The organism is Lentibacillus sediminis, from assembly GCF_002763455.1.
Taxonomy (GTDB): Bacteria; Bacillota; Bacilli; order Bacillales; family Amphibacillaceae; genus Lentibacillus_D; species Lentibacillus_D sediminis_A.
This window is the reverse complement of sequence record NZ_NIXK01000006.1, coordinates 264,483-289,847: the sequence shown is the minus strand read 5'-3', so window position 1 is coordinate 289,847 and position 25,365 is coordinate 264,483. Positions and strand designations below refer to the sequence as shown.

22 protein-coding genes and 1 other annotated feature are annotated in these 25,365 nt (G+C 42.9%); of the genes, 15 read left to right on the top strand and 7 right to left on the bottom strand.

Annotated elements, in window-relative coordinates:
* Positions 1-313: 313 nt before the first annotated feature.
* The 6 genes from CEG13_RS12205 to motS all read left to right on the top strand — a co-directional run bounded on the left by CEG13_RS12205 (position 314) and on the right by motS (position 5,746).
* Positions 314-721, top strand: a complete 408-nt coding sequence (locus CEG13_RS12205) for a DUF948 domain-containing protein (RefSeq protein ID WP_100012162.1) — start codon at positions 314-316, stop codon at positions 719-721.
* 24 nt (positions 722-745) lie between these two features.
* Positions 746-1,225: a YtxH domain-containing protein gene (locus CEG13_RS12200; protein WP_100012161.1), complete on the top strand. Its 480-nt coding sequence runs from the start codon at positions 746-748 to the stop codon at positions 1,223-1,225.
* Positions 1,226-1,387: 162 nt separating this feature from the next.
* The gene (locus CEG13_RS12195; RefSeq protein ID WP_100012160.1) at positions 1,388-2,464 is read left to right on the top strand and encodes a bifunctional 3-deoxy-7-phosphoheptulonate synthase/chorismate mutase; all 1,077 of its coding nucleotides are present in this window, start codon (positions 1,388-1,390) and stop codon (positions 2,462-2,464) included.
* Between the two features lie 560 nt (positions 2,465-3,024).
* Positions 3,025-4,023: a catabolite control protein A gene (gene ccpA, locus CEG13_RS12190; RefSeq protein WP_100012159.1), complete on the top strand. Its 999-nt coding sequence runs from the start codon at positions 3,025-3,027 to the stop codon at positions 4,021-4,023.
* 105 nt (positions 4,024-4,128) lie between these two features.
* Positions 4,129-4,962: a flagellar motor protein MotP gene (gene motP / locus CEG13_RS12185; protein WP_100012158.1), complete on the top strand. Its 834-nt coding sequence runs from the start codon at positions 4,129-4,131 to the stop codon at positions 4,960-4,962.
* The gene (gene motS, locus CEG13_RS12180) at positions 4,952-5,746 is read left to right on the top strand and encodes a flagellar motor protein MotS (protein ID WP_100012157.1); all 795 of its coding nucleotides are present in this window, start codon (positions 4,952-4,954) and stop codon (positions 5,744-5,746) included. Before motP ends, motS begins: the two co-directional genes overlap by 11 nt.
* 10 nt (positions 5,747-5,756) lie before the next feature.
* On the opposite strand, the gene CEG13_RS12175 is transcribed toward motS, so the two are convergent.
* The 4 genes from CEG13_RS12175 to CEG13_RS12160 form a co-directional block, all read right to left on the bottom strand.
* A complete protein-coding gene (locus tag CEG13_RS12175) occupies positions 5,757-6,929 on the bottom strand; it encodes an acetoin utilization protein AcuC (RefSeq protein ID WP_100012156.1) in 1,173 nt (390 codons plus the stop codon).
* Entirely contained in the window at positions 6,926-7,576 is a 651-nt protein-coding gene (locus tag CEG13_RS12170) for an acetoin utilization AcuB family protein (RefSeq protein WP_100012155.1), read from the bottom strand. Before CEG13_RS12170 ends, CEG13_RS12175 begins: the two co-directional genes overlap by 4 nt.
* Complete coding sequence (locus tag CEG13_RS12165) at positions 7,576-8,232, bottom strand: GNAT family N-acetyltransferase (protein WP_100012154.1); 657 nt, start codon at positions 8,230-8,232, stop codon at positions 7,576-7,578. Before CEG13_RS12165 ends, CEG13_RS12170 begins: the two co-directional genes overlap by 1 nt.
* A 161-nt stretch (positions 8,233-8,393) precedes the next feature.
* Entirely contained in the window at positions 8,394-11,483 is a 3,090-nt protein-coding gene (locus CEG13_RS12160; protein WP_100012153.1) for a transglycosylase domain-containing protein, read from the bottom strand.
* Positions 11,484-11,604: 121 nt separating this feature from the next.
* Positions 11,605-11,837 (top strand) — a binding site (T-box leader).
* Between the two features lie 86 nt (positions 11,838-11,923).
* On the opposite strand from CEG13_RS12160, the gene tyrS reads away from it, so the two are divergent.
* A complete protein-coding gene (gene tyrS, locus CEG13_RS12155; RefSeq protein ID WP_100012152.1) occupies positions 11,924-13,195 on the top strand; it encodes a tyrosine--tRNA ligase in 1,272 nt (423 codons plus the stop codon).
* A 57-nt stretch (positions 13,196-13,252) separates the two neighbouring features.
* Here the strand turns inward: tyrS and CEG13_RS12150 are convergent, their stop codons facing one another.
* The 3 genes from CEG13_RS12150 to CEG13_RS12140 all read right to left on the bottom strand — a co-directional run bounded on the left by CEG13_RS12150 (position 13,253) and on the right by CEG13_RS12140 (position 14,754).
* On the bottom strand, positions 13,253-13,621 hold the full coding sequence (locus CEG13_RS12150; RefSeq protein WP_100012151.1) for a hypothetical protein: 369 nt from the start codon (positions 13,619-13,621) through the stop codon (positions 13,253-13,255).
* 267 nt (positions 13,622-13,888) lie between these two features.
* Positions 13,889-14,350, bottom strand: coding sequence for a tetratricopeptide repeat protein (locus CEG13_RS12145; RefSeq protein ID WP_100012150.1), 462 nt, complete (start codon positions 14,348-14,350; stop codon positions 13,889-13,891).
* The gene (locus CEG13_RS12140; RefSeq protein ID WP_100012149.1) at positions 14,341-14,754 is read right to left on the bottom strand and encodes a helix-turn-helix domain-containing protein; all 414 of its coding nucleotides are present in this window, start codon (positions 14,752-14,754) and stop codon (positions 14,341-14,343) included. Before CEG13_RS12140 ends, CEG13_RS12145 begins: the two co-directional genes overlap by 10 nt.
* A 121-nt stretch (positions 14,755-14,875) precedes the next feature.
* On the opposite strand from CEG13_RS12140, the gene CEG13_RS12135 reads away from it, so the two are divergent.
* The 8 genes from CEG13_RS12135 to CEG13_RS12100 all read left to right on the top strand — a co-directional run bounded on the left by CEG13_RS12135 (position 14,876) and on the right by CEG13_RS12100 (position 25,132).
* Positions 14,876-15,103: a hypothetical protein gene (locus CEG13_RS12135; RefSeq protein ID WP_100012148.1), complete on the top strand. Its 228-nt coding sequence runs from the start codon at positions 14,876-14,878 to the stop codon at positions 15,101-15,103.
* Positions 15,104-15,115: 12 nt separating this feature from the next.
* Positions 15,116-16,369, top strand: a complete 1,254-nt coding sequence (locus tag CEG13_RS12130; RefSeq protein ID WP_158234679.1) for an MFS transporter — start codon at positions 15,116-15,118, stop codon at positions 16,367-16,369.
* A gap of 70 nt (positions 16,370-16,439) precedes the next feature.
* Complete coding sequence (locus tag CEG13_RS12125; protein ID WP_100012146.1) at positions 16,440-18,467, top strand: ABC transporter permease; 2,028 nt, start codon at positions 16,440-16,442, stop codon at positions 18,465-18,467.
* Positions 18,464-19,330: an ABC transporter ATP-binding protein gene (locus CEG13_RS12120; RefSeq protein ID WP_100012145.1), complete on the top strand. Its 867-nt coding sequence runs from the start codon at positions 18,464-18,466 to the stop codon at positions 19,328-19,330. Before CEG13_RS12125 ends, CEG13_RS12120 begins: the two co-directional genes overlap by 4 nt.
* Positions 19,327-19,986 (top strand): hypothetical protein, encoded by a 660-nt coding sequence (locus CEG13_RS12115; RefSeq protein WP_100012144.1) that lies wholly within the window; start codon positions 19,327-19,329, stop codon positions 19,984-19,986. The genes CEG13_RS12120 and CEG13_RS12115 overlap by 4 nt, the downstream gene beginning before the upstream one ends.
* A 545-nt stretch (positions 19,987-20,531) precedes the next feature.
* Complete coding sequence (locus CEG13_RS12110; protein WP_100012143.1) at positions 20,532-20,894, top strand: hypothetical protein; 363 nt, start codon at positions 20,532-20,534, stop codon at positions 20,892-20,894.
* Positions 20,895-21,735: 841 nt separating this feature from the next.
* Positions 21,736-22,635, top strand: a complete 900-nt coding sequence (locus tag CEG13_RS12105; RefSeq protein WP_100012142.1) for an ABC transporter ATP-binding protein — start codon at positions 21,736-21,738, stop codon at positions 22,633-22,635.
* Entirely contained in the window at positions 22,616-25,132 is a 2,517-nt protein-coding gene (locus CEG13_RS12100) for an ABC transporter permease subunit (protein ID WP_158234678.1), read from the top strand. The genes CEG13_RS12105 and CEG13_RS12100 overlap by 20 nt, the downstream gene beginning before the upstream one ends.
* The last annotated feature ends 233 nt before the right edge of the window (positions 25,133-25,365 follow it).

The window sequence follows — 25,365 nt, the reverse complement described above, 5'->3', positions numbered from 1 at the left end:
TGTATATAATTTTCAAAAAATGGACAAAGCCACCTTTGACTGGACTTTGATTTTTTGGCAAAAAATATTGGGATCTATTTCACCGAATGTTCCAACGATATTTATGCAACGCTAGTGATATTTTCTCAAAAAAAATAAAGGATTTCCTGCGAAATTGTCGAAATAATAAACAGCAGGGTGTATAATAAAGGATAACCTGTTCATACCCTCCTGATGTTTAGCCGTCTTTGTAACGGGTATAACTTAATATGAATATCCCTTTACAGCCATCAGGAAATGCAACAATATACATAGCAAAGGAGTGGTAAGGGAAATGGAAGTGTTGCTGTACATTGCCGCAGCAATTGCTGCACTGGCTTTCGTCGTACTCGTAATTTATTTAGTGGTTACTTTAAAAGCAGCAAAAAACACATTAAATGATGTGTCCGATACACTGCAGGGACTTGAAAAACAAATGCAGGGTGTCACCACAGAAACGACACAGTTGCTAACCAAAACCAACAAGCTGGCTGATGATTTTAATGAGAAATCCAATAAACTGAATGGGCTGTTTGACGGTGCAAAGGGGATGGGGCAAACGCTTAAGGACTTCAATGCTTCACTGCAGCAGCTCTCCAAGAGCATCAACCGCACATCGGCAAAAACCGATGACCGTGCTGCACAGGCAGTTAAGTGGGGAGCCACTTTTATGGATTTCATGAACAAGAGAAAGAATAAGTAGACATTTTAAAAGGAGGAACAAATCATGGGAGAGAATCAAAATAACAACAACAGCAACAACAGTATCAACACAAAGGATTTTGTTATTGGATCATTAATCGGAGGAATCGTTGGTGCCACTGTGGCATTGGTATTGGCACCGAAATCAGGGAAAGAGCTGCGTGGCGACATTAACCAAGGTGCTTACCAGGTGAAAAACCGTGCCTCTGACTGGAAAGACACTGCACAGGAAAAAGGTTCGGATTGGAGAGACAAAGCGTACACCACTGGTTCTGAGCTGAGACGAAAAGCAATGGACTCTACTGCACAATTGTCCAAATCAGCTTCTTTCAAAACAAAAGAATTGACCAATTCTGTAAAGGGTAAACTGCAGCAAAGACGCGCCAAGGAAGATGAAGCGCTTGAGGCTGCGGAAGAAGTTGCAGACGCAATTGAGGAAGCAGCAGAAGAAGTGGAAAAAAATAATCAGCAAGCAGAAACAGAAACTACAACCACAACAAAATAAGTAAGTGGGAAAAAGCAGGCAGTACGCCTGCTTTTTTGTTGTTGGGGAGAAATTAGAGGACGTTTTCAAATATATGGGAATGACAAATGGCTACTTTTCCGCTATAATGGTTCCTAATCATTTTCTATCATATATAAATAAACTAACAGGAGGCAGGGGAATATGAGTCAAAATGAATTAGAACAGCTTAGAAGCCAGCTGGATGATGTGAATCTGGAACTATTGGAAGCCGTTAACCGGCGGGCAAAGATCGTGCAAAAAATTGGTGACATCAAAACAAGACAAGGTATCGAGCGGTTTGATCCTGTTCGGGAGCGGGATATGTTAAATCAGGTTACCGCCCAAAATGACGGCCCGTTTGAAAACTCAACGGTTGAGCATATTTTTAAAGAAATTTTCAAAGCAAGCCTGGAATTGCAATTCGATGACAATCGGAAAGCGCTGCTTGTGTCCCGCAAGAAGAAGCCTGATGACACCGTGATTGATATTAAGGGAGTCAAAATAGGCAATGGCACACCACAATTTGTAATGGGGCCATGTTCCGTCGAGAGCTATGAGCAGGTTTCTCAAGTTGCTGAAGCGGTGAAAAACAATGGTGTCACGCTATTCCGTGGGGGAGCGTTCAAGCCAAGAACATCTCCATATGATTTCCAGGGGCTTGGTGTGGAAGGTCTGGAAATACTGAAAAAGGCAGCAGACGAACAGAATCTGGCAGTCGTCAGTGAAATCATTAACCCGGCACACATTGAAGAAGCCCTTGATTATGTCGATGTCATTCAGATCGGTGCAAGAAACATGCAGAACTTTGAATTACTGAAAGCGGCCGGCGAGGTGGATAAACCAGTATTGCTCAAACGCGGGCTGTCTGCGACTATCTCAGAATTTATTAATGCTGCAGAATACATTATTTCCCGCGGAAATGGAAATATTATTCTATGTGAGCGCGGCATCCGGACGTACGAGAAAGCGACAAGAAACACACTGGATATTTCGGCAGTGCCGATTTTGAAACAGGAAACCCATCTTCCGGTGATGGTCGATGTGACCCATTCCACCGGCAGACGCGATCTTCTGCTGCCGGCGGCCAAAGCGGCACTGGCAATTGGAGCAGATGGAATCATGGCAGAAGTTCACCCGGATCCTGCTGTGGCCTTGTCCGATTCTGCACAGCAAATGGATATCCCGACCTTTAATACGTTTATGGATGAATTGACTCGGATGGCAGATCGACTGAAATAGATGACTGCTTTAATAGGCCGGCCCCCCTCATGGCGGGCCGGTCTTTCTGATTTTTATTAAAATCTTTTTATAAAATGCCTCCTCTTTGTAGTTATAATCGATTATAGTTATGAAAAGGTGGTATTTGTGGCAGATGATTTTGCTGGAAAATTGGTCTACTGGACTTTTCTTGGCATCTCGTGAGTCCAGCTGTGCATATTTGATGTAAAGAGGCGTTCTATCGATCGTTTTGTGAGTCCAGCCGTGCACTTTTGATGTAGAGAGGCGTTCTATCGATCATTTCAGGAGTCCAGCCGTGCACTTTTGAAGTTGAAAGACGTTCTATCCATCATTTCGGGCCTCCAGTCGCGCTTTTTTTTATATTGAGAAACGCCCTACTGGAATTTCGGCTGCTCCAAAGTGAAATTATATCCAGCAACACCCGCCGGAACCAAAAATAATTCGACAAATTGGTGAAACAATACCTTCAAGCCCACTCTGGCCTTGGTTTTCTTTGTAATTTTATTTCTGGTAGAGTATGATATAGGAAATGAAGATCGATTTTTCAGGAGGTAAGCAAGATGACGATAACAATATATGATGTTGCAAGAGAGGCGAATGTGTCGATGGCGACCGTTTCCAGGGTGGTCAACGGCAATCCGAATGTGAAACCAACTACAAGAAGAAAAGTACTGGATACCATTGAAAATCTGGGATACCGTCCGAACGCCGTGGCAAGAGGGCTGGCCAGCAAGAAAACGACAACCGTGGGTGCAGTGATTCCGGATATTTCCAGTATCTTTTTTGCGGAACTGGCGAGGGGAATTGAAGATATTGCCACCATGTATAAATACAATATGATCTTGAGCAACTCCGATCAAAATAAAGACAAGGAGCTGCAGCTGATCAACACAATGCTGGAGAAACAGGTGGATGGGATTGTATTCATGGGAGGCAATATTACCGAAGAACATGTGCAGCAATTCACCAGCTCGTCTGTACCGGTGGTGCTGGCGGCAACATATGAGGAGAGCGGCCAAATTCCGTCTGTGAATATCGACTATGAAGCAGCAGCCTATGAAGCGACCACTTTTCTGCTTGAGAAAGGGCATGCCCAACCGGCGTTTGTTTCCGGTGATGAGGATTCCAATATTAACAAACAGAAATATGAAGGCTACAAGCGGGCATTAGCGAATGCGGATATCACCCTGAATGAGGACTACATTGTGACCTCCAGTGAGTATTCTTATGATTTCGGCAAACAGGCGGCAGAGCAGCTGCATGAGCTGACAGAGAAACCGACAGCAGTTTTTGCTGCTTCGGATGAAATGGCACTTGGAGTGATTCATGGGACGCAGGACAAGGGATATCAGGTTCCGGAAGATTTGGAAGTCGTCGGTTTTGATAATACTCGGCTTTCGACAATGGTCCGTCCGACATTGACCACTGTGGTTCAGCCAATGTACGATATTGGAGCAGTTGCCATGCGTTTGCTTACAAAATACATGAACAAAGAAGAAGTGGAAGAGAAAAAAGTTGTTTTGCCGCATCGAATTGAAAAAAGAAGCTCAACGAAATAAAAAATATGCCGATATAAAGAGTGAAGCAAATGTGCTTTAACCGGATGTCTCACGTGAGACATCCAGTTGGCACATTTTTCACTTAAGAAATTGGGGAGAGGGCATATGAGAAAACGGGATATATTAACTCCTATCGGCATAACACTTGGATTTATTATGATCATGCTGGCAATTTTATCAAATGGCGGTACAGAAGGGGTCACATCCTTCTTGGATATTGCCTCGATCTTTATTGTAATCGGCGGACTTGTGGCTTCCATGCTGATCAGTTTCAATACCGGGCAGATTAGAATGGCAAACAGAGTGATACGGGAAGCATTCAACCAGAGTGAGCAGCGGCTGCCTGACTTGATTCGGCTGTTTATCCGCTTGTCGGAGCGCGCCCGGAGAGAAGGACTTTTGGCTTTGGAAAATGAGCTGGAGGATGTTAAAGACCCTTTCATTGAAAAAGGCATCCTGCTTGCGGTTGATGGAATTGAACCTGACGTTATTAACGACATTATGAATGCGGAAATTACCGCGATGGAAGAACGCCATTATAAAGGCCGTTCGCTTATTGAAAAGGCGGGAGAGTATGCGCCTGCATGGGGTATGATTGGAACGCTTGTGGGGCTGGTGCTGATGCTCAACAGTCTGGAGGATCCGGCGACACTCGGGCCAAACATGGCTGTTGCTTTACTTACCACCTTGTACGGGACCGTGCTTGCCAATCTGGTTTTTACCCCGATGGCAAGTAAACTGGCTGCAAAAACCGAAGAAGAGATTTTTATCAAACAAATTATCATCGAAGGAATTATTGGCGTGCAGTCCGGACAGAATCCGAGAATTCTGGAAGAAAAGCTGGGTGCCTTCCTGTCCAATGAGACAAAAATGAAGCAGCAGCAGGAAGCGGAAAAAGAAGAAGAAGGTTTCGTGGAGGAGACCGTCCATGAGGCGTAGAGTGATGAAAAAGGCACAGGACAAAGGTGCACCCAAATGGATGGTTACATATTCGGATATGGTGACACTGATCCTCGTTTTTTTCATTCTGCTGTTTTCGATGTCGCAGATTGATGAAGTGAAGTTTGAGGCAGTGTCCGAGTCCTTCCGCAACCGGATGATATTTGATTTTTACCCGTCTCCGGTGCCAATGGAGAATCCGACAGAAAACACGAGCCATGAGGAAAGCGGGGAGACATCCAATCAGTTTGAGACACCGACCGATTTGCCGGAACGAAACGACAGGGATGAGACGGCAGAAGAGGAGGATACACTCGGGGCGCTGATGAGCAATGTGGAACAATATTTGAATGAAAATAATTTAAACAATGTGGTCTCAGCATCCAGAACAGAACAGGGTGTGGTGCTGGTGCTGCAGGATAGTATTCTATTTAATTCCGGTGAAGCGGTAATTTTACCATCCGCGGAGGAATTCTTAAACAGGATCGGCACGCTTTTGGGGGACATTCCAAATGATGTGCGGGTGGAAGGACATACAGACAGCCGGCCGATGTCGAGTTTCCGCTATCCTTCCAATTGGGAGCTGTCCGGCGCCAGGGCAGGCAGTGTGGTACGTTACCTGATTGAAGAAAATGAATTGCCTGAGCAGCGCTTTCGCATTGTCGGCTATGGGGAAACAGAACCGCTGGAGTCCAATACAAGTGCGGAAAATATGAGCAGGAACCGGCGAGTGGAGATTGTGATTATGGAAGATATCTCTAAAAGCCCAGAAGAAAGGAGTTGACAGCTGAATGTCAACTCCTTTTGTCACTGTTCGGCAGTTTTGTATATTTCAGCAGCTGTTCCAGCATCAAGGCATTTTTTTCAGTAATATCCTGTTTCCGCGGAATGTCCGGCACGATATCCGAACCGTCCTGCCACTGAGCAGGCAAGGGACGCGGAGCTTCTTGCTGCCATTTCTCCAGCCAGGATGCCGGCAGCTCACCAGTTAAAGCCTCGCCGGTCTTCATTACATTCCATACTTGCGCCCATGCCCGTGGCACGACACGCCAAATATCATACCCACCGCCGCCAAGGGCAATCCATTTGCCGTCACAATATTGATGGGCAAGCGTATGTGCCAACTTCGGAATTTTTTCATAGATAATGGTCGTGGCGCATAAATGGGTGAGCGGATCATAACAGTGTGCATCTGCGCCATTTTGTGTGACGATCACATCCGGCTGGAAATACGCAGCGATCTCCCGGAAAGCCGATTCATACAATTGGAGAAACGACTCGTCCTCCGTAAAAGCGTCAATTGGAAGATTAAAGGCATAACCATGTCCGTCTTTAATCCCGCGTTCCGAGACATTGCCGGTGCCGGGGAACAGATATCTTCCGGTTTCGTGAATAGAAAAGGTGCAGACATTCGGATCGTCATAGAACGCCCACTGCACGCCATCACCATGGTGCGCATCAGTATCCACATAGAGAACTCTGGCATTATATTTTTCTCTGATGTATTTAATTGCGACTGCGCCATCATTGTAAATGCAAAATCCCGCTGCTTTTCGTTTGAGCCCGTGATGCAGCCCGCCGCCCGAATTGAATGCATGCTTCACTTTTCCCTGGAGAACAGCATCCACAGCTGTCAGACTTGCCCCCGTTAAAGCGGCTGCCGCTTCATGCATCCCCGGAAAAATAGGTGTATCCTCTGTGCCTATTCCAAATTCCAGTCCTTTGTTTTCACTAAGAAGGCCATTGCTCGCTTTTTTCAATGCTTCCATATAGGCTGTGTCATGAAACAATGCCAGCTCCCGGTCTGTGGCCACGCGGGGAGTGATCAGGTCATCTTCATTCAGCTGTCCCGCCGCCTCCAGCAATTCCTTGGTCAAAAGCACCCGTTTTTGATTAAAAGGATGATCCGGGTGAAAGTGATAGTTTAATAGCTCATCAGAATAGACAAATGCAGCTTTTCCAGTCATTGGTTGCCCTCCGGAAGTGTATTTGGCCACATCAGCTCATACCCTGCTTCCCGCAAATCTTCCAGGAGGGGGAGCGGGTTCATTGTCTGAATCCGGAAAACGAGTATTTTAAAATTCGGATCATCCTTAAACGGGTAAATCAATACGGAAACGATATTGACGTTGCGCTTTCCAAACAAAGAGGCAACCTCTGGCAGAATCCCCGGGCGGTGGGGGACTTTTACCTCTATATGCGAGCTTTGTACATTGGTACCGGTTAACTGGATCAGCGTGTGAAGCATGTCCTTTTCGGTGACGATGCCAACTAGCTGGTTGTTTTGCACGACAGGAAGTGCCGCGAATTCCTGTTCATAGAAAATCCGGGCAATTTCTTCGACGAAATCTAGTGGGTGTACGGTGACGACCGGCTGGGACATGATTGAATCAAGCGGATGATTCAGCTCATGCTCGCTATCTTCCAAATTGAAAACAGAAGGGCTGGCATCACGCAGATCTCTGTCGGAAACAATGCCGGTGACTGCCAGTGACTCATCGACAATCGGAATGTGTCTGATATGATGTCTCTCCAGTAGTTGCAATGCTTCTGCAATGGTAGCATCTGCCTGTAAATGGATCACTTCCCGCTTCATTATTTCTTCTACCAGCATTAAAATCCCTCCCTCATGCTGCGGTATTCATGACGCTGCAGGAACCTGAGTTTATCAAATTGCTGAATGGACGCTTCACTTACCTTCGACCCAATCCGCACCATCAAACAATTGGCCGGGTGGGAGATGATTTCCGGGTCATCGGTTGGAGCAGGGGTGAGACCGCCCGCGACCATCATTTTCTCCATGACTTTGCGGTAATCCCAAATACTCAGTCTAGTTTCGTCAAGATCCCAATGCCAGTAATACTCCGTGGAAATTGTAATATAGTTTTCCATATAATCATCCATCATGGAAACCTTCAGCAGACCGGATGCAATCCCGCTGCCGCGATAGTCAGGAATCACTTCAATCGCACCAAGCTCCATAAGTTCCTCCATGTTGAAGGTGGACCATCTTTCCAGCGGGTCGGGATGCAGGTACGTGACATAGCCAATAATCGTATCTGCCGTTCTCGCAACAATAATCCTGCCTTCCGGAAAGTCAGCAGCAATACCAATGATCGCCTCAAACTGCTTCTTCGCCGGGCGGAATGCTGTCAGCTGCTCGTGAAACTCATAATTTTTCAGGGTTTCGGCATCCAGCGGACCCTCAATGGTTATTTCACCATGTGCCGTCTCCCGCGTTTGCGAATAATGCGTTTTCGTGTGCTTCACTCTTTCACCACCTGTCTGAAAGTTGTGCCTTTCTTTTATTATACAGGAAAAGGCATGAGATTTTTAGTAATTCAATGTTCGGCGGGAAAATAAAAAAGGGATCTCTGGCTCCTTTGCAGGAGAGAGGTCCCTTTTTTGGTATTGGTGTTTAAATGGTATGCTTATTGGTCGTCTGATTCGGTGTTCTCATCGCCGTCTTCACCAGCTTCACCATTGCTGTTAGATCCGTCGCCGTCGGATCCGTTGCCATCGCCACTGCTGCCACTGGAGCCACCTTCTCCGTTGCTACCACCGTCGGATCCGTTATTAGCATCACCTTCACTACCACTGGAGTCATCGCCGCCAGTTCCTTCACTGTCTCCACCAGATTCGCTATCACTACCACTATCTTCGCCCTCATCGTTACTGTTGCCGCCGTCACCGTCTCCATCACCGGAATCTCCATCCGATCCCGAATCAGAATTATCTCCGCCGCCTCCAGAAGACGGTGAACCAACAACCGCTTCATTGGAGGCACCAGATTCCATTCCGAAATAATCAACGGCCCGGACGTGGTAAACGCCGTCGCCTCCAATTGAGTAACTGGTCGAGGTTGTGCTGCCAACCTGGCTGAAGCTTCCTCCCGGAGAAGAGGCACGGTAAATCCGGTAGCCAACCACATCATTGCTGCCGGAAGCGCTCCAGTTCAATGTCCCGCCGGAGCTGCTGACACCACCAGGGGCACTCGGCGCGCTGCCGTCATTCTCGACACTTCCGCTGCTGCTGCCGCTCGGTGCACCGATCTGCTCCCAGGCTGCCCGGTTGGTGCTTGGGTACAGTTCAGTAATACTTCCCAATGCACCAAATCCGTTTTCCTCGATAAATTCAGGACTGAAGGTGAGTCCATCCCCCTGGATAAATTCTCCAGGCGTATTCGGTCCCGCCATCACAGACCGTCCGTTCACCGTAACATAGCTGCCGCCGCGGACCAGGCTGTCGTCCTCTTCCGTCGGTACAAATTCCGCGTTAAACAGATCGGATTGAATCAGTCCTGCTTCTGCACAAAGGTCAGATGGCAATTTTCCGGAAATCGCACAATAGCTTCGTTCCACAATACCATCCGGTCGCTCGAAATTCTCCTGTGGGGCCATTAATTCCGGATTCAGGTCTGTTGCCGCGTTTACCAACTCCGCCCACATTCCCTGCACACTTTGGCTGTGCCACTGCGGAGAGGATTCAACGTATAAGGATTCCTGAATCTCATAGCCCATCCATGTCCCAAGTGTCACATTTGGGTTAGTACCCACAAACCAGACATCTTCCCAGTTCTCTGAGGTACCCGATTTGCCGGCCCAATCCACCCCGCTGTGTGCTAATCGGGAAGCGGCATAGGTACCTGTTCCTTCAGTCATCACATCACGCATCATATCAATCGTTAAGTAATTCGTTTGCGGTGAAAATACATCATTCGTTTCCGCTTCATGCTCGTAAATTACTTCACCGTCATTATTGGTTATTTTAGCGACCATGTAGGCATCAGCAAATTTACCATTATTACCCAATGTGCTGAAGGCATTGGTATTTTCCTCAACAGTCACCCCGCGGTGTGTTGCCCCTATGCCCAGGGAAAGATACGCGTGTTCCTCATCTCGGAGTGTCGTGATTCCCATTCTTTCCAAATAGTTCTTCGCTGGGTTGCCGTCAATGATTTTGTTGTAAAGTCGCACTGTAGAGTTATTGTACGAATACTTCAATGCTGTTCGTGCCGGAACAAGTCCGTAAAACCGCCCGCTGTAGTTGTTTAATTCATCATAATTCCCGATTGGCAGGTCCACATCCGCTATAGGCGTTCCTGGCTGAGCAACTCCTTCTTCCATAGCAGGAGCATACACAAGAAGAGGTTTTATCGTACTCCCCGGCGAACGAGGCGAAGTAACGTAATTCACCTGATCTCCTTCATTGAAATTACGTCCGCCGACAAAGCTGATGATCCTGCCACTGGAGTTTTCAATCAGAATACTACCGGTTTGCGCCTGCATTCTCTCGACGATTTCCCCATTGGGTCTTTCTATACTCCCTGTCCAGTCGGGCAAATAATTCTCATAGTTCTGCGTCACATCACGCATACGGTCATAAATCTCTTTATTAATTGTCGAATGGATTTGATAGCCCTTATTGCGCAAATCGCGCTCGGCAAGGGTCCAGTATTCCGCATACAGTTCCTCATCGGCCTCCAGATCTTCCATCGTGTAGCCGTCTTCTTCAGCGATAATTTCCATTAGAATTTCGGTTGCCCGGTCCTGCAGTTCATAGGTCAGATGCGGGTAGGTTTCTATCGGTGATTCAAAATCCTCGGTAAAATCACTGACAATATCATAATTCATTGCCTGATCGTATTCTTCCTGCGTAATATACTCGGAATCGAGCATCCGCTCCAATACCTGCTCCATCCGGTTCAATCCCGGCTGCAGTCCCTCTTCTTCTTTTAACCCGCCGGAGTTGGCAAATGGAGTGTAGGCAGATGGGCTCTGCGGCAGTCCCGCCAGATAAGCGGCCTGCGGGAGATTGACTTCCGAAGCATCAATGCCAAAAATCCCTTGTGCCGCTGTCTGAATACCGGCTATGTTGCGGCCGGAAGCATCCCGTCCATATGGCACAATGTTTAAATATGCTTCCAGAATCTCGTCTTTCTCAAAGAACCGCTCAAGACGAAGGGCAATCAGCATCTCCTTGGCTTTCCGCTCAAACGACACTTCATTGGTCAAAATCTGGTTTTTGACCAGCTGCTGGGTCAGCGTGCTCCCGCCGGTCTGAATCGGTGCATTGGTTACTTCCTGCACCAGCGCACGGAAAATCGCTTTAGGAACAATCCCTTCATGCACTTCAAAATATTCATCTTCTGTAGCGATCACTGCATTGATCAGCGTATCGGAAACATTTTCGAGTGACGTCTCTTCCCTGTAAAGGTCGGAGCGCACATCGCCAAAATATTCTTCTCCCGCAAAATACAAGCTCGATGTCTCGCTGTAATTGTAAATATCCTCCTGCATCTCCGCGTGGCTGCGAATCGGCTGGTCCTGAACAAGGGAGGCAAAATACCCCGCGCCGAGTCCACCGACAAACAACGTGCCGATAAAGCCGACCACCAGGAAAAACAGAATCACATTCCAGGTGACATCATAGGTGATTCGGGAGGAACGCTGAATCTTCCCGGTCGACCAAATCTCTTTGAATTTTTGCATATATTTATGTAGCTTTTCTTTAAAATCCATCTATAAACCTCCTAATATAGCAATCTAAGTATACCATAATCGCTTGTCAATTTGTAGGAAGGATTGGAACAGGCTGTTGCTTTTTTGCTTCAGATATGTTAAGTATAAGTAATAATAAAAAAATGATGCGAAGATGGAAGCAAGTAGCAGTGCAAATCACTTTGACAGAGAGCTGGCGGCAGGTGCGAGGCAGCATATATTTGCAGGCGAATTACAAGTCCGGAGTATGTTCTATTCAGATTGGCTCAAGAATGCCGTCTGAAAAGAAACGGTGGAGACATCGTTAACAATCCCAAGTGGCATCCAGCGGGTGCAACAAGGGTGGTACCGCGTGCTTAAGAACTCGTCCCTTTTTTCAGAGGGGCGGGTTTTTTTGTTGTTTCAGACGGATTGCTGACATTCTTCGAGTTAGAATAATATTAGGATGGAGTGAGGAAAACATGGATATTTTACAGGATTTGGAAAAACGTGGCTTGATTCATCAAACGACGGATCGGGAGGGGCTGGAGAAACATCTGACAGAAAATCAGGTGACACTGTATGCTGGCTTCGACCCGACGGCGGACAGTCTGCATATCGGACATCTGGTTCCGATCACGATGCTAAAAAGATTCCAGAAAGCCGGGCATAAACCGATTGCCTTGGTCGGCGGCGGTACCGGTATGATTGGTGATCCGAGTGGCCGCACGAGCGAGCGGTCGCTGAATGAAGAAAAAGTCGTTCAGGAATACAGCGAGAAAATCAGAAAGCAAATTGGCCGGCTGCTTGATTTTGACAAAGGAGAAAATCCCGTACAGTCGCGCAACAATCATGACTGGCTGGCGAAGATGACGATCATTGACTTTCTCCGTGATGCCGGCAAGCATTTCGGCATCAATTACATGCTTGCTAAAGAGTCGGTGTCGGCACGAATCGAGCAGGGCATCACGTTCACAGAATTCAGCTACATGATTTTGCAGTCACTCGACTACTTGAAATTGTATGAAGAAGAAAACTGTACCCTGCAGATCGGTGGAAGTGACCAATGGGGCAACATCACCGCTGGGATGGAACTGATCCGCCGCTCCAGAGAGCACGAGGACCAGGAAATAAATGTCTTTGGCTTAACCGTACCACTGATCACCAAAGCAGATGGCACCAAATTTGGAAAAACAGCCGGAGGCGCGATCTGGCTCGATCCGGAGAAAACATCGCCATACGAATTTTACCAGTTCTGGATCAATACCGACGACCGCGATGTGATCAAATTCCTCCACTACTTCACCTTCCTGTCTGAGGAGGAAATGGAGCAGCTGGAAGAGGAAGTGCGCACCCAGCCGGAAAAACGTGTAGCGCAAAAACGTCTGGCAGAAGAGATGACCAAGGAAATTCACAGCCAGGAAGCACTTGAGCAGGCGCAGAGAATCACCTCCTCCTTGTTCAGCGGGGACCTGAAGAGTCTGAATGCGGAAGAGGTAAAGCAGGGATTCAAAGACGTACCAACCTTCCATGCGGAAAAAACGGAGTTGGGGCTGATTGATCTGCTTGTCGATGCAGATATTTCGTCCTCCAAGCGACAGGCACGGGAAGACATTAAAAACGGAGCGATTTACATTAATGGCGAACGCACGCAGGAGCTGGATTATGCAGTTGGGGTTGCGGACCGGATTGAGGATCAATTCACGGTGATTCGTCGCGGGAAGAAGAAGTATTTTTTGGTTAGTTATAAGTAGGAGGGAGCGGATGCAGCCTTGTGGGGCACATCCGCTTTTACATTCCTTGAGCTTAGTTTAATTAAGTTCTGGCTCAGGATGCTCTTTCAAATAGTTAATCAATTTTTCATAATCATAGGTTTTGTGAACGAGTCCGTTGATATCAAACAAAAGATACGCTGGAGATTCTTCCAGTTCCAAACGAGGATATTCCTGATTGACTGTCTCAATTGAAGACCTATAGCTAATTTCAGCAATGTCAATATCCTCTTCCTGCAATTGTTCCCGTGTAATTTCATTACCAACGGCATATAATCGATATTCCGTCGCTGCATTTGGCAGCAGGTCAGGGTAGTAACGTGCAAAATCATCTTCCTCACTTTTACTACAGGCAGTTAGAGAGAAAAACATCAATACTAACAGGCTGGAAATAATAATTTTTTGCATAATATCCCCCTATTATGGTCTATATATTTATTATAACTTTCAAATAAGGCAAAACAAAAGCCTCTGGAAAATGGTTTTTCCCAATTACTTAGATCATATTACAAATTTCTAAATTTATAAATATGCATCTTAGCATAGTCGTGGCAAGAAGGAAGGATTGAGGATCAGTTCACTGCCATTCGGCGCGAGAAGAAGGAGTATTTTTGGTTAGTTATGAATAGGGTTAAAAAACGGATGCAGCCCTTGGGGTTCATCCGTTTTGCTTTGTTAATCCATTTCCGAACGAATTCTATTTAGGTCTTTTTCCGCTTTTTCAAGGTACTCTTTGTTCTTTTTAAGTGAAAATATAGAGATTGCTTTTTCCATGTATTGTTTCGCCAGTTTGAGATTGCCAGTTGTTTTATAAGTCATAGCAAGTATATGACAGGAACGACCTCCCATGTAGGATAGATGGTTTGTTTGACTAAAAGCTTCCACTTTTTTCATTACATCTATTACCCGTTGATATTCCTTATTATAAAACAAGCAATAAGCATAGTTATAGCAAGTACGGACAAATAAAGTTTGATCGTTTAGTGTCCTGATTGAATTTACTGCTTCAAATGCCTGATGAAAGGTTTTCAAAGCGCGGTTTTGCTCTTCTAGCGTATCGTAAATTAGACCCAAAGAGTTCGCCATTGCTATTTCTGTTTCGAGCACCAGTGCGGCAGGAAGTGACTTTAAAAGCAAATCCTTGGCTGCTTATTATGTTTAAGAAGGATGGCTTCATGCCAAGTGATAAATAAACGGTGATAATAATAGTCGGATTCGGTTTCCTCTACTAAGGAATTTAGAATGTTGAGGTTGTGTTTAAGTTTGTTATATGCTTTATCATAAACATTCATTCGACACTTTTGTTTTATAGAATCTATGGATTGCTGTTTCTCGTTTTTGGACTCATTAAATAACATAGGCATGGGGATGGCAAGTTTTTGGCATAACTGCTCAATAATAAACATGTTCGGGGTTTTATTTCCTAATCCCTTCTCGATGCGAAACAAGGTGGATTCATTACAAATGCCTTCTACCAGGTCACTTCTCGTAAACCCGCGTTTTTTCCGGTAATAAAGTATTTTCCCCCCAACTGTTTCCAATTTAATACCCCCTTAAATTATGTCAAGATGCATATTTAAAAATTGAGATATGTTTGTTATTATTAAAGCGCATGTAAGAATTATACAACAATTTTATTGTTCGTGAAAGTGGGGCTCCAATTTGAAAAAATTCATCATAGGAATTGCTGCTTCTTTGACGAGTATCATCTTGTTTGGCATGACGTTTATCGGATCTGCAATTTACTCTACAACCTTGACAAGCTGGCGTACAGATGCGGGAAAATTTGGCACGGCACTGATAGATATTGGGATGATTCCAATTATCATAAGTGTCATTCTGATTGGTAGCGGAATTTATTTCATCGTGACAGAGATGAAGGGGGAGTAAGTCTAATAAATTTTGCCATGCTCATCAGGAAGAGGGGATATTATCGCAAATAAACCCAAAACATTAAATGTCTTGCATAACAAACCCTTTGCGCTGTTGTGGTCAGGGCAAAGCATATCTTTCTTTGGGTTGGCAATCTACTACACCTGTCTTCCTTTTTTGATTTTCCACGTTGGAGGAGGGGCCGTAGAACTGGGGTTAGCCCATTCATTCTTTATTATTCCGCAGATTATTTTCTTGCTGATCAGCGGAGTATATGTTGATCGCTGGTCGAAACGGAAAGTTCTAATCATTTGTGATGTTATTCGCGGAGCAGCCGTACTTGGAATCACTTTGCTTTTACTCAGTGATATGCTGGTATTGCCTCATATTTACATATTAACAGGTCTAATGGGGTTGCTTAGTACGTTTTACCGCCCGGCGGTTCGTGGAATTATTCCTCGAATAGTAAGGAAAAATCAGCTTATATCTGCTAATTCGCTGCGATCCATTTCACAGGAAGTGAGCGAAATGGTTGGTCCTGTTATCGGTGGAACCCTGGTAGCCTCTATTGGGTTATACGCTGCCTATAGCATCAATACGGTTACATTTCTGCTGTCTGCATTATTTGTTTCATTCATCACGCTGCAATCAGAAAAAAGGATAAGTGAGCAAAACACTCCGACGTCTTTCTGGAAAGATTTCAAAAACGGCTGGAATGCGATTCGGGAGCGCGCCTGGCTTGGTGCAAGTATATTACTCGGTTCATTATCCAATATCGGGATTGCTTCCTTTGACGTCATCATTTTGCCTGTGTTTGCAGAGATGTCCTTTAGCGGGGTGGAGACTTACGGTTGGTTTCTGGCCGCTTTGGCGATTGGTGCCTTGTCATGTGCCGCACTAATCGGGCGCCTGGAACGAATCTCGCACCGCGGCATCTTGTATTACGCATTTATGGCTTTATCGGGAGTTTGTGTGCTGCTTTTGTCGTTAACTCCATTTTTGACCCTGGCCCTGCTTTTGCTGGCGATTATTGGATTTAGCTTAACGGCATTTGTCATCATTTGGGATAGCGCGGTGCAGGAACTATTGGATGAAAAAGTGCTTGGGCGGATAACGAGTTTCCAGATGTTTGGCGGGTTAGCTTTACTGCCGGTTGGCTACAGTCTGTTTGGATATTTAATTGAAAATCTAGGGACGACATTATCTATGAGCTTAGCAGGACTGATTATAATAATCGTTTCATTGCTTGGTTTGACGAATAAAAAGATTAGACAGCTTGATTAATGCTTTCTTGTAATAATGAAATATAGATCGGAAAAATTCATATATTGTAAAAAAGAGTGGGGGTGTTCTTATGTTTTCTGATATTTTTTTATTTTATTTCAGACAAATGCTTAAAAGCCCATTTTATGTGGGGTCTATGCTATTCATGATTATTATGCTTATAATCAGGTTTTTAATCAATATAAACGAAGAATTCGATTATATGAATTATGGGAGTTTCACAGGAGAAATGATGCTGATTGTCCAGGCAATGATGTTATTATTTATGATTTTCTTTTATAAGCTGTTTTCCGATGAATTCAGATTTGGTGTGGGCAATTTATTTGTCGGCACCTTTCGTGTTACGCTCTTAAAAATAGCAGCTATTTTATGTAATCATCTATTATTTCTCTTTGTTTTTATCAGCGTGCAGCTTGTCTTCATTTATATGTATTTTTTCTTTTCCGGTATACCACTTTCCAGCTTTTATATTCAAACAGCTTCCTATGTTTTTGTGTATTGGTACCTCCCTTTTGTATTTGCACTATTATTAGGGACACTTACTGCATTGGTATTCGGAAAAAATAAAACCAGTTTTGTATTTATTTTAATTTGCTGGTTTGCAATCGGACCCGTGAATACAGAGTTATTCTCCCAATACTTTCGGCAAATTCCTCCATCAGATGCGAGGGTAATCTTTTATATCAGTCCATTAATTAATTACAAGGAACTCGTTGGGTATGATTTATCCATATCTTCTTATCTCAAGATAATTTTTTGGATCTTTTTGTCTCTCGCTTTAATTTTTCTTGTACTCATAAAATCGACACGAACAATAAGAGAAAAAAGTATGATATTCATTGGGGTAGTATGTTTAATTTCCATCAATGCGTTGCTGCTTCCTCAAATTACCAAGTATACGGAGCCGATTTTTAGCTATGCTGCTATGAATAAAGAAGACAGCTATTATGAAGATTATGAGCAGGAAGTTCTTGTGGGTAATTTGCAGTATTCAATAGAACAATATGATATCCAATTAAAAAATACAGACCAGACACATGCGAAAACAACCGTGACGTTAAGCAATGTTCAAAGTAATCAACTCACCTTTACCCTTTATCACCAGTTTGCAGTGGAAAAGATAACGAGTAAAGAAAACGGACCGCTTAAATTTACACAAGAAGGTGATTTTGTCTTGGTAGAATGGGCCTCAGGGGCTGAGCAAGCTGAGTTAACTTTTGAATATATCATGCAGGATTCTGCAAAAATTCCGGTTTCTGAAGACTATTTATTTCTCCCTAACTACCTAAGCTGGGTGCCAGTGAAATCCAGCCACCCGCAATATAAACACTATGACATTTTTGGTGGGGACATCTTTACCTTATCCACGCAAACGAAGAAAGATATCGAATACAATTTGATTTATGAAGGCGGTTTACCTATCTATACGAATGTTGAACAGATAGGTGAAAATTCATACAGTGAACAGGTATCGGGAGGAATATCGGTAATTGGGGGAATGACAGCCAGAAAGAATTTTGATGATCGCGTTGTTGTTTATCCGAATTCCTGGTCTGATATCTCCGATGATTGGCCGGCATATGAGAGCGTACTAATTGATGTTCATAATGTATTAGTAGATATGTTCGATATTACGGATGTGGAACTGCCCAATGAAATTATACTACTTTCACCAAACTTAGGGAGCAATGCTTACATAAGCAGTGACCATCTGCTTATTAATCACGGAACAATGTTAAATATAAGCTCAGCTGTGGGAGATATTCCGGAGATCTATTTACAGGCATTACTTTGGAATTATGATAACCGTGAAATTGATGAATACGAGCAAATTATGGCTTTCAATAGATTACTAGCGGCATATATTAAGGCCTACTTGGATTTCGATGCCCCTGGTTATGCACCATTTGCAGAAACACGGCCAGCTTTTTTGCCAAATGAAGAATCAATCAATACATTCTATGAAGAATATCACCGGTTGGAGAATGAACGGCAAAGAGATTTTTTGATTTTATGGTATAAAGAAATGCACCATGTTTCAGATAGCTGGCAAAAGGCATTGGAATTACTTTATGACTTCAGGGGGGAAGAATCATGATACAGCTTTCTAACATCAATAAACAAATGAAAAAGCACCCCATATTAACAGACGTTTCCTTAAATATGGAAGGCATATATGGTTTAATTGGGCCAAATGGAGCCGGAAAAACTACGCTGATGAAAATTATTTCAAGCCTTATTTCTCTTGACAGCGGTGGTCTTACAATTTATGGAGAGGATTATGTGAAGGGGAAATATGTTAAGCAAAATAAACGAATTGGTTATCTGCCACAGGACTTTATGGTTTATCCCAATATTTCCGCAGAAGAGGCATTAGATCATATTGCTATGCTTAAGGGGGTTATGGATAAAAGGGAGAGAAGAGACACTGTAAATCAAGTAATCAATGAAGTCAATCTTCAAGGACATCAAAATAAGAAAATGATCGAGTTATCAGGCGGGATGCGAAAAAGGGTTGGGATTGCCCAATTATTAATCGGAAAGCCATCTATATTGGTTTTTGATGAACCCACGGCTGGCTTAGACATAGAAGAACGAATCCGGTTTCGCAACTTACTAAAGAATTTAGGCGCTAATCATACGATTATCATTTCGTCCCATATTGTTGAGGATATTGAGTTTCTAAGTACCAAGGTAGGTGTTTTGAAAAAGGGCAAGGTACTCTTTGAAGGTACACCAGCTGAACTGAAAGCTCAAGCTGCAGGATATGTTTGGGAATATGATGCCACGGTTGAAGAACTTGATGAGATTATGAACCATAAAGAAGTCGTCCAAATAACCGAAGAAGAAACAAAAATCAGTGTGCGTGTGTTTTCCAATCATGAAGAAAAAGAGGCTAAATCAGTGCCTCCGAGATTAATTGATGGCTATCTGGCGGTGGTCAAGGGGGAAGATGAATGAAACATTTTATCGAAAACATCTTCCTTTCATTTCGTTTCGATATGAAGACAATGGGTGTCATCTTTTTTGTGCCGGTAGTTATGTTTGCTTTTTCTCTGTCTATCATTGTCCTAGCGCCGGGAATAGTAGATGATAGATACAATAACATCGTTGTCATACAGGGATTGTTCATCCCGTTTTCATGCTGGTGGATACTTTACCGATTAAGTGAAATGTATGAAGAGGGTGCCCAAGAAACGCTGGTACCCTATTATTCCAAAAGATTTCCGGTTGATTTTTTCAGATACTTCTTTTTGCATGTAATAGGGTTAGCTGTGTTATGCAGCATATTAATTATCAAATATGATGCATCCATACTTACAGGGATAAATGTATTGCACTTTATTATTCTGACTTTATTCTATATGCTTCTGGGTACTTCGCTGATCGTTCTCATTAAAAATGTTGAAATTTCTTTAACGATTATTATGATCTATACCGTTTTAGAAGTAATAACACAGGGAGATTATATGCCTTGGCCACATGTCTTTTTATTTGATCCACCGATAAATGGACCTTTTCTGCCAATTAAGTTGTCTGTGTTAGGTGTAGCCGTTATTGTGTTAATGGTTGTTACTTTGATTTTTATTAGGAGAGCTGATAAGAAGCCGAAATGATGAATAAATAAACACATGAGATAGTGCAACTTGTGACATAATTTTGGGCCAACGTTACTATAGAGTGGACAAGTATGTTTTAGCCTTGATTCAGCAGTATTTTCGCATTAAAAGCATAACATGAGCGATTACTTAGTGGTTCCCTCGACTCATTCAAGCTACCACTAAGAAGTGGTCTCATAGAAAATTGACATTGGAGGCTCAGTTTGGTGACAATTAGGAGTTTTCCATACTGAAAAATGATTTTTACAATATAAATGCTTTTCCAGATTTTTTAGGCAAAGATGCATATTTAAAAACTTAGATGAGGTTGTTATAGTTAAGGTGCAATTAAGATATTACAATTGAAAGGGGTTGAAATATATAAGATCATCCAATTCTCTTTTTAAAAGCTGTAGAAGGTAGTTAAAATATATACAATATACAATAAGAGTTAAAAAATAATGATATTATAATTGATAAAGAGTATTATGTACAAAAACAAGAAATGCTTTTAACCGGAATTACTTTTGTGAATGGATTATCGAAATCGGAGGAGCGGTGGTATGACTTTTACATTTATATTTGGAGTAGTTGTAGGGATGATTGCACTTTTAATATTAGTTATTCCAAGCTACTTTATTATTAAAAAAAATGATAAGAGACCAACCCCCCATAAAATATCATATGGCATTCTAGGATTATTGGCATTGAATTGGTTACTTTTCCTCACAGGTGCTTATTCGTTATTACCTGTGAACGTTGCAGATTTAATATTTGTCCCTGTATGGTGGGTTTTGTGCTTGATTGGGGTATTTGCGGCAGTTAATGAATTTAGAAATAACAAAGCTTTTGCAATGCCTATTGCTGGGTTAACAACAATAAGTTTCTTATTCAGTTTACTTGCAAGTGGTATTTCACAAATGTAGAAATGTTAATGTGGTAACGACCTTACAGAAAACGATCGCGATTGTTAAGCAATGTCAATTTAAGCAATTTAATTGTTCATACTTTGTGAAGAAGTCGACCGATTCAATTGTAGAAAAAGGGATAGTGGGTTACCTTGCCGCGAATAAGCTCCGAAAAAGAGCACAGGGACGATATTTGATCTTCTAGCTGATCCCATCAATCCATAAAAGTTCAGTGTTAAAATGGTCCGCAATTTGATTAAATTCCTGCGCTAAATGGAAGGGAACGGATGCAGTCTTGTGCTGCAACTGCTTTTACATTACAAAATAAAAAATTACTTAGACTTCTGCTTCTTTGTATTCCCGAAGTTTAGCTAAGTCATTTTCCGCTTTTTTAAAATACCCCCATTTACCTTTAAGTGAAAAAAATATCGTTATGGCATTCTCCATATATCTTTCTGATAAAGGAAGGTCATCTGTCTTTTATAAGTTGTTGCAAGTATGTTATGGTCCTCCCTTTCATGTAAAACAAATGATATTTTTCAGAATCACTTCGACCTCTTTCATAATTTTGATGACTTGCTGATAATCCAACAGATAAAAAAACGGGAGGAAGGGTTATATCCAAAACGTAGAAGTAACGTCATCTAAAACCTTGATAAATTTTAAGGCATGGAATGCCTCTTTAAAACATTTTAAGGTTCAGCAAACTATTCATTCCCTAAAGCATCCTCTTTATATTATGCCGAGATGCATATTTAAAATTTGAAGTAAGTGTAATATGATCATAATAGAGTGAACTAAGAATTTAGCATTCTTAGTTCCATTGAATTATGCCCTGTCTATGAAAGGTGGTTAAGAAGTGATATTGAAAGTAGAAGACATCCAAAAATCCTACAAAAAAGAACGCGTATTAGAAACTATATCCTTTGAGATACATAAACCACAAATCCTAGCCCTTATAGGTCCAAACGGCTCAGGAAAATCCACGTTATTGAATATCATCACCAACCTGCTTCATGCCGATCACGGGGGGGTTACCATTTTAGGCAAGAACAACACAGATCCAACTATTTTTAAAGAGATATCATTTATGCAGGACACCTCGGTATTATATGATTACTTAACCGGCTATGACCATCTGCAATTTATTGCGGATGCACAAGCACTGCCGAAGACAAGAATTGAAGAGACAGCGCAACGAATTGGAAACGCTCCCTATTTGAATAAACGTGTGAAGAATTATTCTTTGGGTATGAAACAGCACCTGCTGCTGGCTATGGCGGTGATTAATCGCCCAAAATTGCTGATTTTGGATGAGCCACTAAACGGTTTGGATCCAACAAGTGCTATCCGAATTCGTGAGCTTTTATTACAGCTGGAAAAAGAGGGAACTGCCATTCTATTATCTTCCCATAATCTGGGGGAGATTGATCGTGTAACTTCGAATATCTTATTTTTAAAGAATGGCCGTCTTATAAAAGAAGAACTCTCATTATTTGAACTGGTTCACTATTTTATCACGGTTGATCAGCCATCATTGGCAATGAAGACATTAGAAAAACATCAAATGCCTATCACCATCGAGAATCACCAATTAAAATTTCCGGATAAAGACCGTCTATTACATAACGTATTAGAGATTCTGCAGGCGCATGATATTGAAATACTTGGGATTGAACAGAGGAAGACAGGATCCGAACAACGCTATCGAAAGATCTTTGCCGATAAGGATGACCCACATGCAGCTTTTCAAGTTTGAATTTAAAAAGAATTGGAGAAAAAAACAGTTTGTCATCCTCTCCTTACTGGTTTTGCTGTTTGTAAGCGGGATGTTTTTTCGGAATGTCTGGATGCAGAGCGAGATAGGCAATAATGCGGAACAGTTCATGGTCACTCCTCACGCTCAACATGTGTTGTCTCTGGAAAATGAACTTCGTGAGCAAGCAAATGATAATCCGGATGATGAAATCCTTCAAGCGCAATTTGCCAATGTACAGGAAATGAGTGCTTCTTTTCATGATTTGCAGAATGCCTTGCAAAACGATCAGTGGGGTCGGGTTCCCAAATTGGAGTATCAGTTTTTGGATACAGTCCAAACCCATTTGGAATCAGGCGGCGATTTTCCATCGTTTGAGGGCGAGGAACTGTCCCAGCGCTTAGAGAAAAATGCGATTCTGATTATGCAGCAATTACCTTATGAGGACGCAAATTATTCGCTTCAATCTGCTAACTTTATGAAGATCGCTGCCAGTGCGCTGATGAGTTTTAACGGTGTGCTTCTGCTTGTTTTTCTACTAGGCGGCACATTGAGTGAGGAATTTGATCAACGCACAATTAGCACCCTGTATACCCAGCCATTTAAGAAATGGTCTGTAGTACTAGGTAAATATGCAAGTATGATGGCTTCCACATTGTTTTTCCTTAGTATTTTTCTGACAGCTAGTTTTGTTCTTCCGCTGGCTTATGGGGAGGATATTGGAAGTTTTGCCTACCCACAATTGGTTATCTTGGAAGACGGATTTGAATTTATCACCATCCTGGAATATATAGGGAAACTGCTCTTTCTCTTCATCGGGAGTGCCAGTTTTGCGTTCAGTCTTGCACTGCTCATTAGCCTGCTTTTTAGAAACAGATTCAGTACCTTGATCTTGACATTGCTTGTGCTTCTCTGCGGAAATTTACTAACTGGTCAAATAGGAAATCTGCAGGCGGTATGGAATCCTTTTTATTATTTCTCCTTTACGGAGCGGATTGAACAACCGGAGGGACATTTTGTATTTGCGGGGCTGCTTTTTGTCTATACATTCCTTATACTTATTTTATGTTATTGGATTCAGAAAAAGCAGATCTCTCTCCAAATGGAAGCGCACAAAGTGTCTCCATATCATAAAGGAAAGACAATCAAGCAGCCTACTCCTTTAAAGGCGATGCTGTTATTTGAATGGCGGAAATTATGGCGGCAGGGGTTGGTGAAACAGTTGCTTGTGATATTTGTGCTGATGGTTGTTGGCGGGTATGTTCTTATTTTTTTCCAAAGTAATGAGAGAGAACAGGAATTTTTACAACGAATCAATGGAACGATAAATGTTCATGAAGATACCATAATCCCTACGGATGAGGAAAGATTACAAGAAGCAAAAAAAGTGATTCAACAGCTGGAGAAGAAGCAAACGCTTGATCGAATGGAAGAAATGCAGTTAGAGAGGGCTCAAACGACGGCGCCTGCGGTCGAACAGAGCCTTAAGTACAGCCATTCATATCTCATGCGAACGAAAGAAATGTTAGCTGCCTATCACGAGGAGAATTGGAAGACGTATTACGATTATTGGATTTATCAAAATCGGTTGTGGAAGGGAGAAATCCAATTTGAAGATCAGATCTTTCAACCCTCGGTGACCACCTTCACTTTTAATACGAGCATTGCAGAAAAAGAAATCCTGGCAGAGAGGAATCTGGAGCCTGTTCTGCCGTCTGAGTATATGTATACCATTTATGAGTCATTTCCCAACCGGCTTGATGAAATGGAATGGAAGCGGGAGACCCAGAAGATCGATACCACCGGGCTATTCTATCTATATACCTTTTTTGACCTGTTTATTTACCTTGTTCCTTTGGGTCTGCTTGTGTTTCTCTTTGGGTTTGGGTTTGCTGCGGAGACAGGCAAAAAGCGTACCCTTGATTTCCTGAAAACCCAGCCGATTTCCAAAGGCCGCATGTTTACAGGAAAAGCTGCTGTCTCGATCACGGCGGCACTGGGAATCACAATTGGTCTGATGGCATGTATGGTGTTACTCGGAACGGCAGGTGACCGGTTTGGCGATTGGGCATTTCCAGTATTGCATTATGATGCGACGGAAATTGCGGAGGTGGACAATTATGACGGGCTGACCAGTCTGGAAGGCGGATTTCATTTTATAACGATGGGCAGCTATCTGGTCGAGACAGGGCTTTTGGTGTTAGCCTCTCTCCTGTTCTTGTTGGTGCTCTCCCTGGTCTTTTCTCTTTTTACACGGAATACGGTGACCACTTTTATTCTGACTGTTTTTGTTGCAGCAGGAGGGTATTTCCTGGCGACAAGTGTTGGAGAGATTGCCCACTATCTTCCATTTACGTATTTGAATGCTGGCAAAATAGCGAATGGTGAATTAGCGACGGTTTTGAATAATAGCGACATTCAGCCTTGGCTGGGGATGAGTGTGCTTGCTGTAAGCTCGATTCTTTTGCTTGGTGGTGGTTTGGCTTGGTTTAGGAAATAGGGGACGAAGCCGAGACAAGGAGTACATGCAAATGAGCGATCAGCAGCTGATGTGTAAGCTTATAGGTTGAATAAAAACATCGAAAGGAAATTACATGAAACTTTATAAATTATTATTGTATTTTAATATTGCATTGTTTGTGGCTTATCTACTGGTTTTTGGACCAAAAGTAATTAAGGGGGAGATGGAATTTTTATTGATCCTTATTATTTTTATCTTAGGATTAATAAGTA

Bases quoted from the DNA above. Each gene is read 5' to 3' on its own strand.
- ccpA (WP_100012159.1), top strand. From the start codon at position 3,025: ATGACGATAACAATATATGATGTTGCAAGAGAGGCGAATGTGTCGATG.
- CEG13_RS12170 (WP_100012155.1), bottom strand. From the start codon at position 7,576: ATGCTGGTAGAAGAAATAATGAAGCGGGAAGTGATCCATTTACAGGCA.
- CEG13_RS12120 (WP_100012145.1), top strand. From the start codon at position 18,464: ATGATACAGCTTTCTAACATCAATAAACAAATGAAAAAGCACCCCATA.
- CEG13_RS12160 (WP_100012153.1), bottom strand. From the start codon at position 11,483: ATGGATTTTAAAGAAAAGCTACATAAATATATGCAAAAATTCAAAGAG.
- CEG13_RS12110 (WP_100012143.1), top strand. From the start codon at position 20,532: ATGACTTTTACATTTATATTTGGAGTAGTTGTAGGGATGATTGCACTT.
- CEG13_RS12195 (WP_100012160.1), top strand. From the start codon at position 1,388: ATGAGTCAAAATGAATTAGAACAGCTTAGAAGCCAGCTGGATGATGTG.
- CEG13_RS12200 (WP_100012161.1), top strand. From the start codon at position 746: ATGGGAGAGAATCAAAATAACAACAACAGCAACAACAGTATCAACACA.
- CEG13_RS12115 (WP_100012144.1), top strand. From the start codon at position 19,327: ATGAAACATTTTATCGAAAACATCTTCCTTTCATTTCGTTTCGATATG.
- tyrS (WP_100012152.1), top strand. From the start codon at position 11,924: ATGGATATTTTACAGGATTTGGAAAAACGTGGCTTGATTCATCAAACG.
- CEG13_RS12125 (WP_100012146.1), top strand. From the start codon at position 16,440: ATGTTTTCTGATATTTTTTTATTTTATTTCAGACAAATGCTTAAAAGC.
- motP (WP_100012158.1), top strand. From the start codon at position 4,129: ATGAGAAAACGGGATATATTAACTCCTATCGGCATAACACTTGGATTT.
- motS (WP_100012157.1), top strand. From the start codon at position 4,952: ATGAGGCGTAGAGTGATGAAAAAGGCACAGGACAAAGGTGCACCCAAA.
- CEG13_RS12100 (WP_158234678.1), top strand. From the start codon at position 22,616: ATGCAGCTTTTCAAGTTTGAATTTAAAAAGAATTGGAGAAAAAAACAG.
- CEG13_RS12205 (WP_100012162.1), top strand. From the start codon at position 314: ATGGAAGTGTTGCTGTACATTGCCGCAGCAATTGCTGCACTGGCTTTC.
- CEG13_RS12150 (WP_100012151.1), bottom strand. From the start codon at position 13,621: ATGCAAAAAATTATTATTTCCAGCCTGTTAGTATTGATGTTTTTCTCT.
- CEG13_RS12175 (WP_100012156.1), bottom strand. From the start codon at position 6,929: ATGACTGGAAAAGCTGCATTTGTCTATTCTGATGAGCTATTAAACTAT.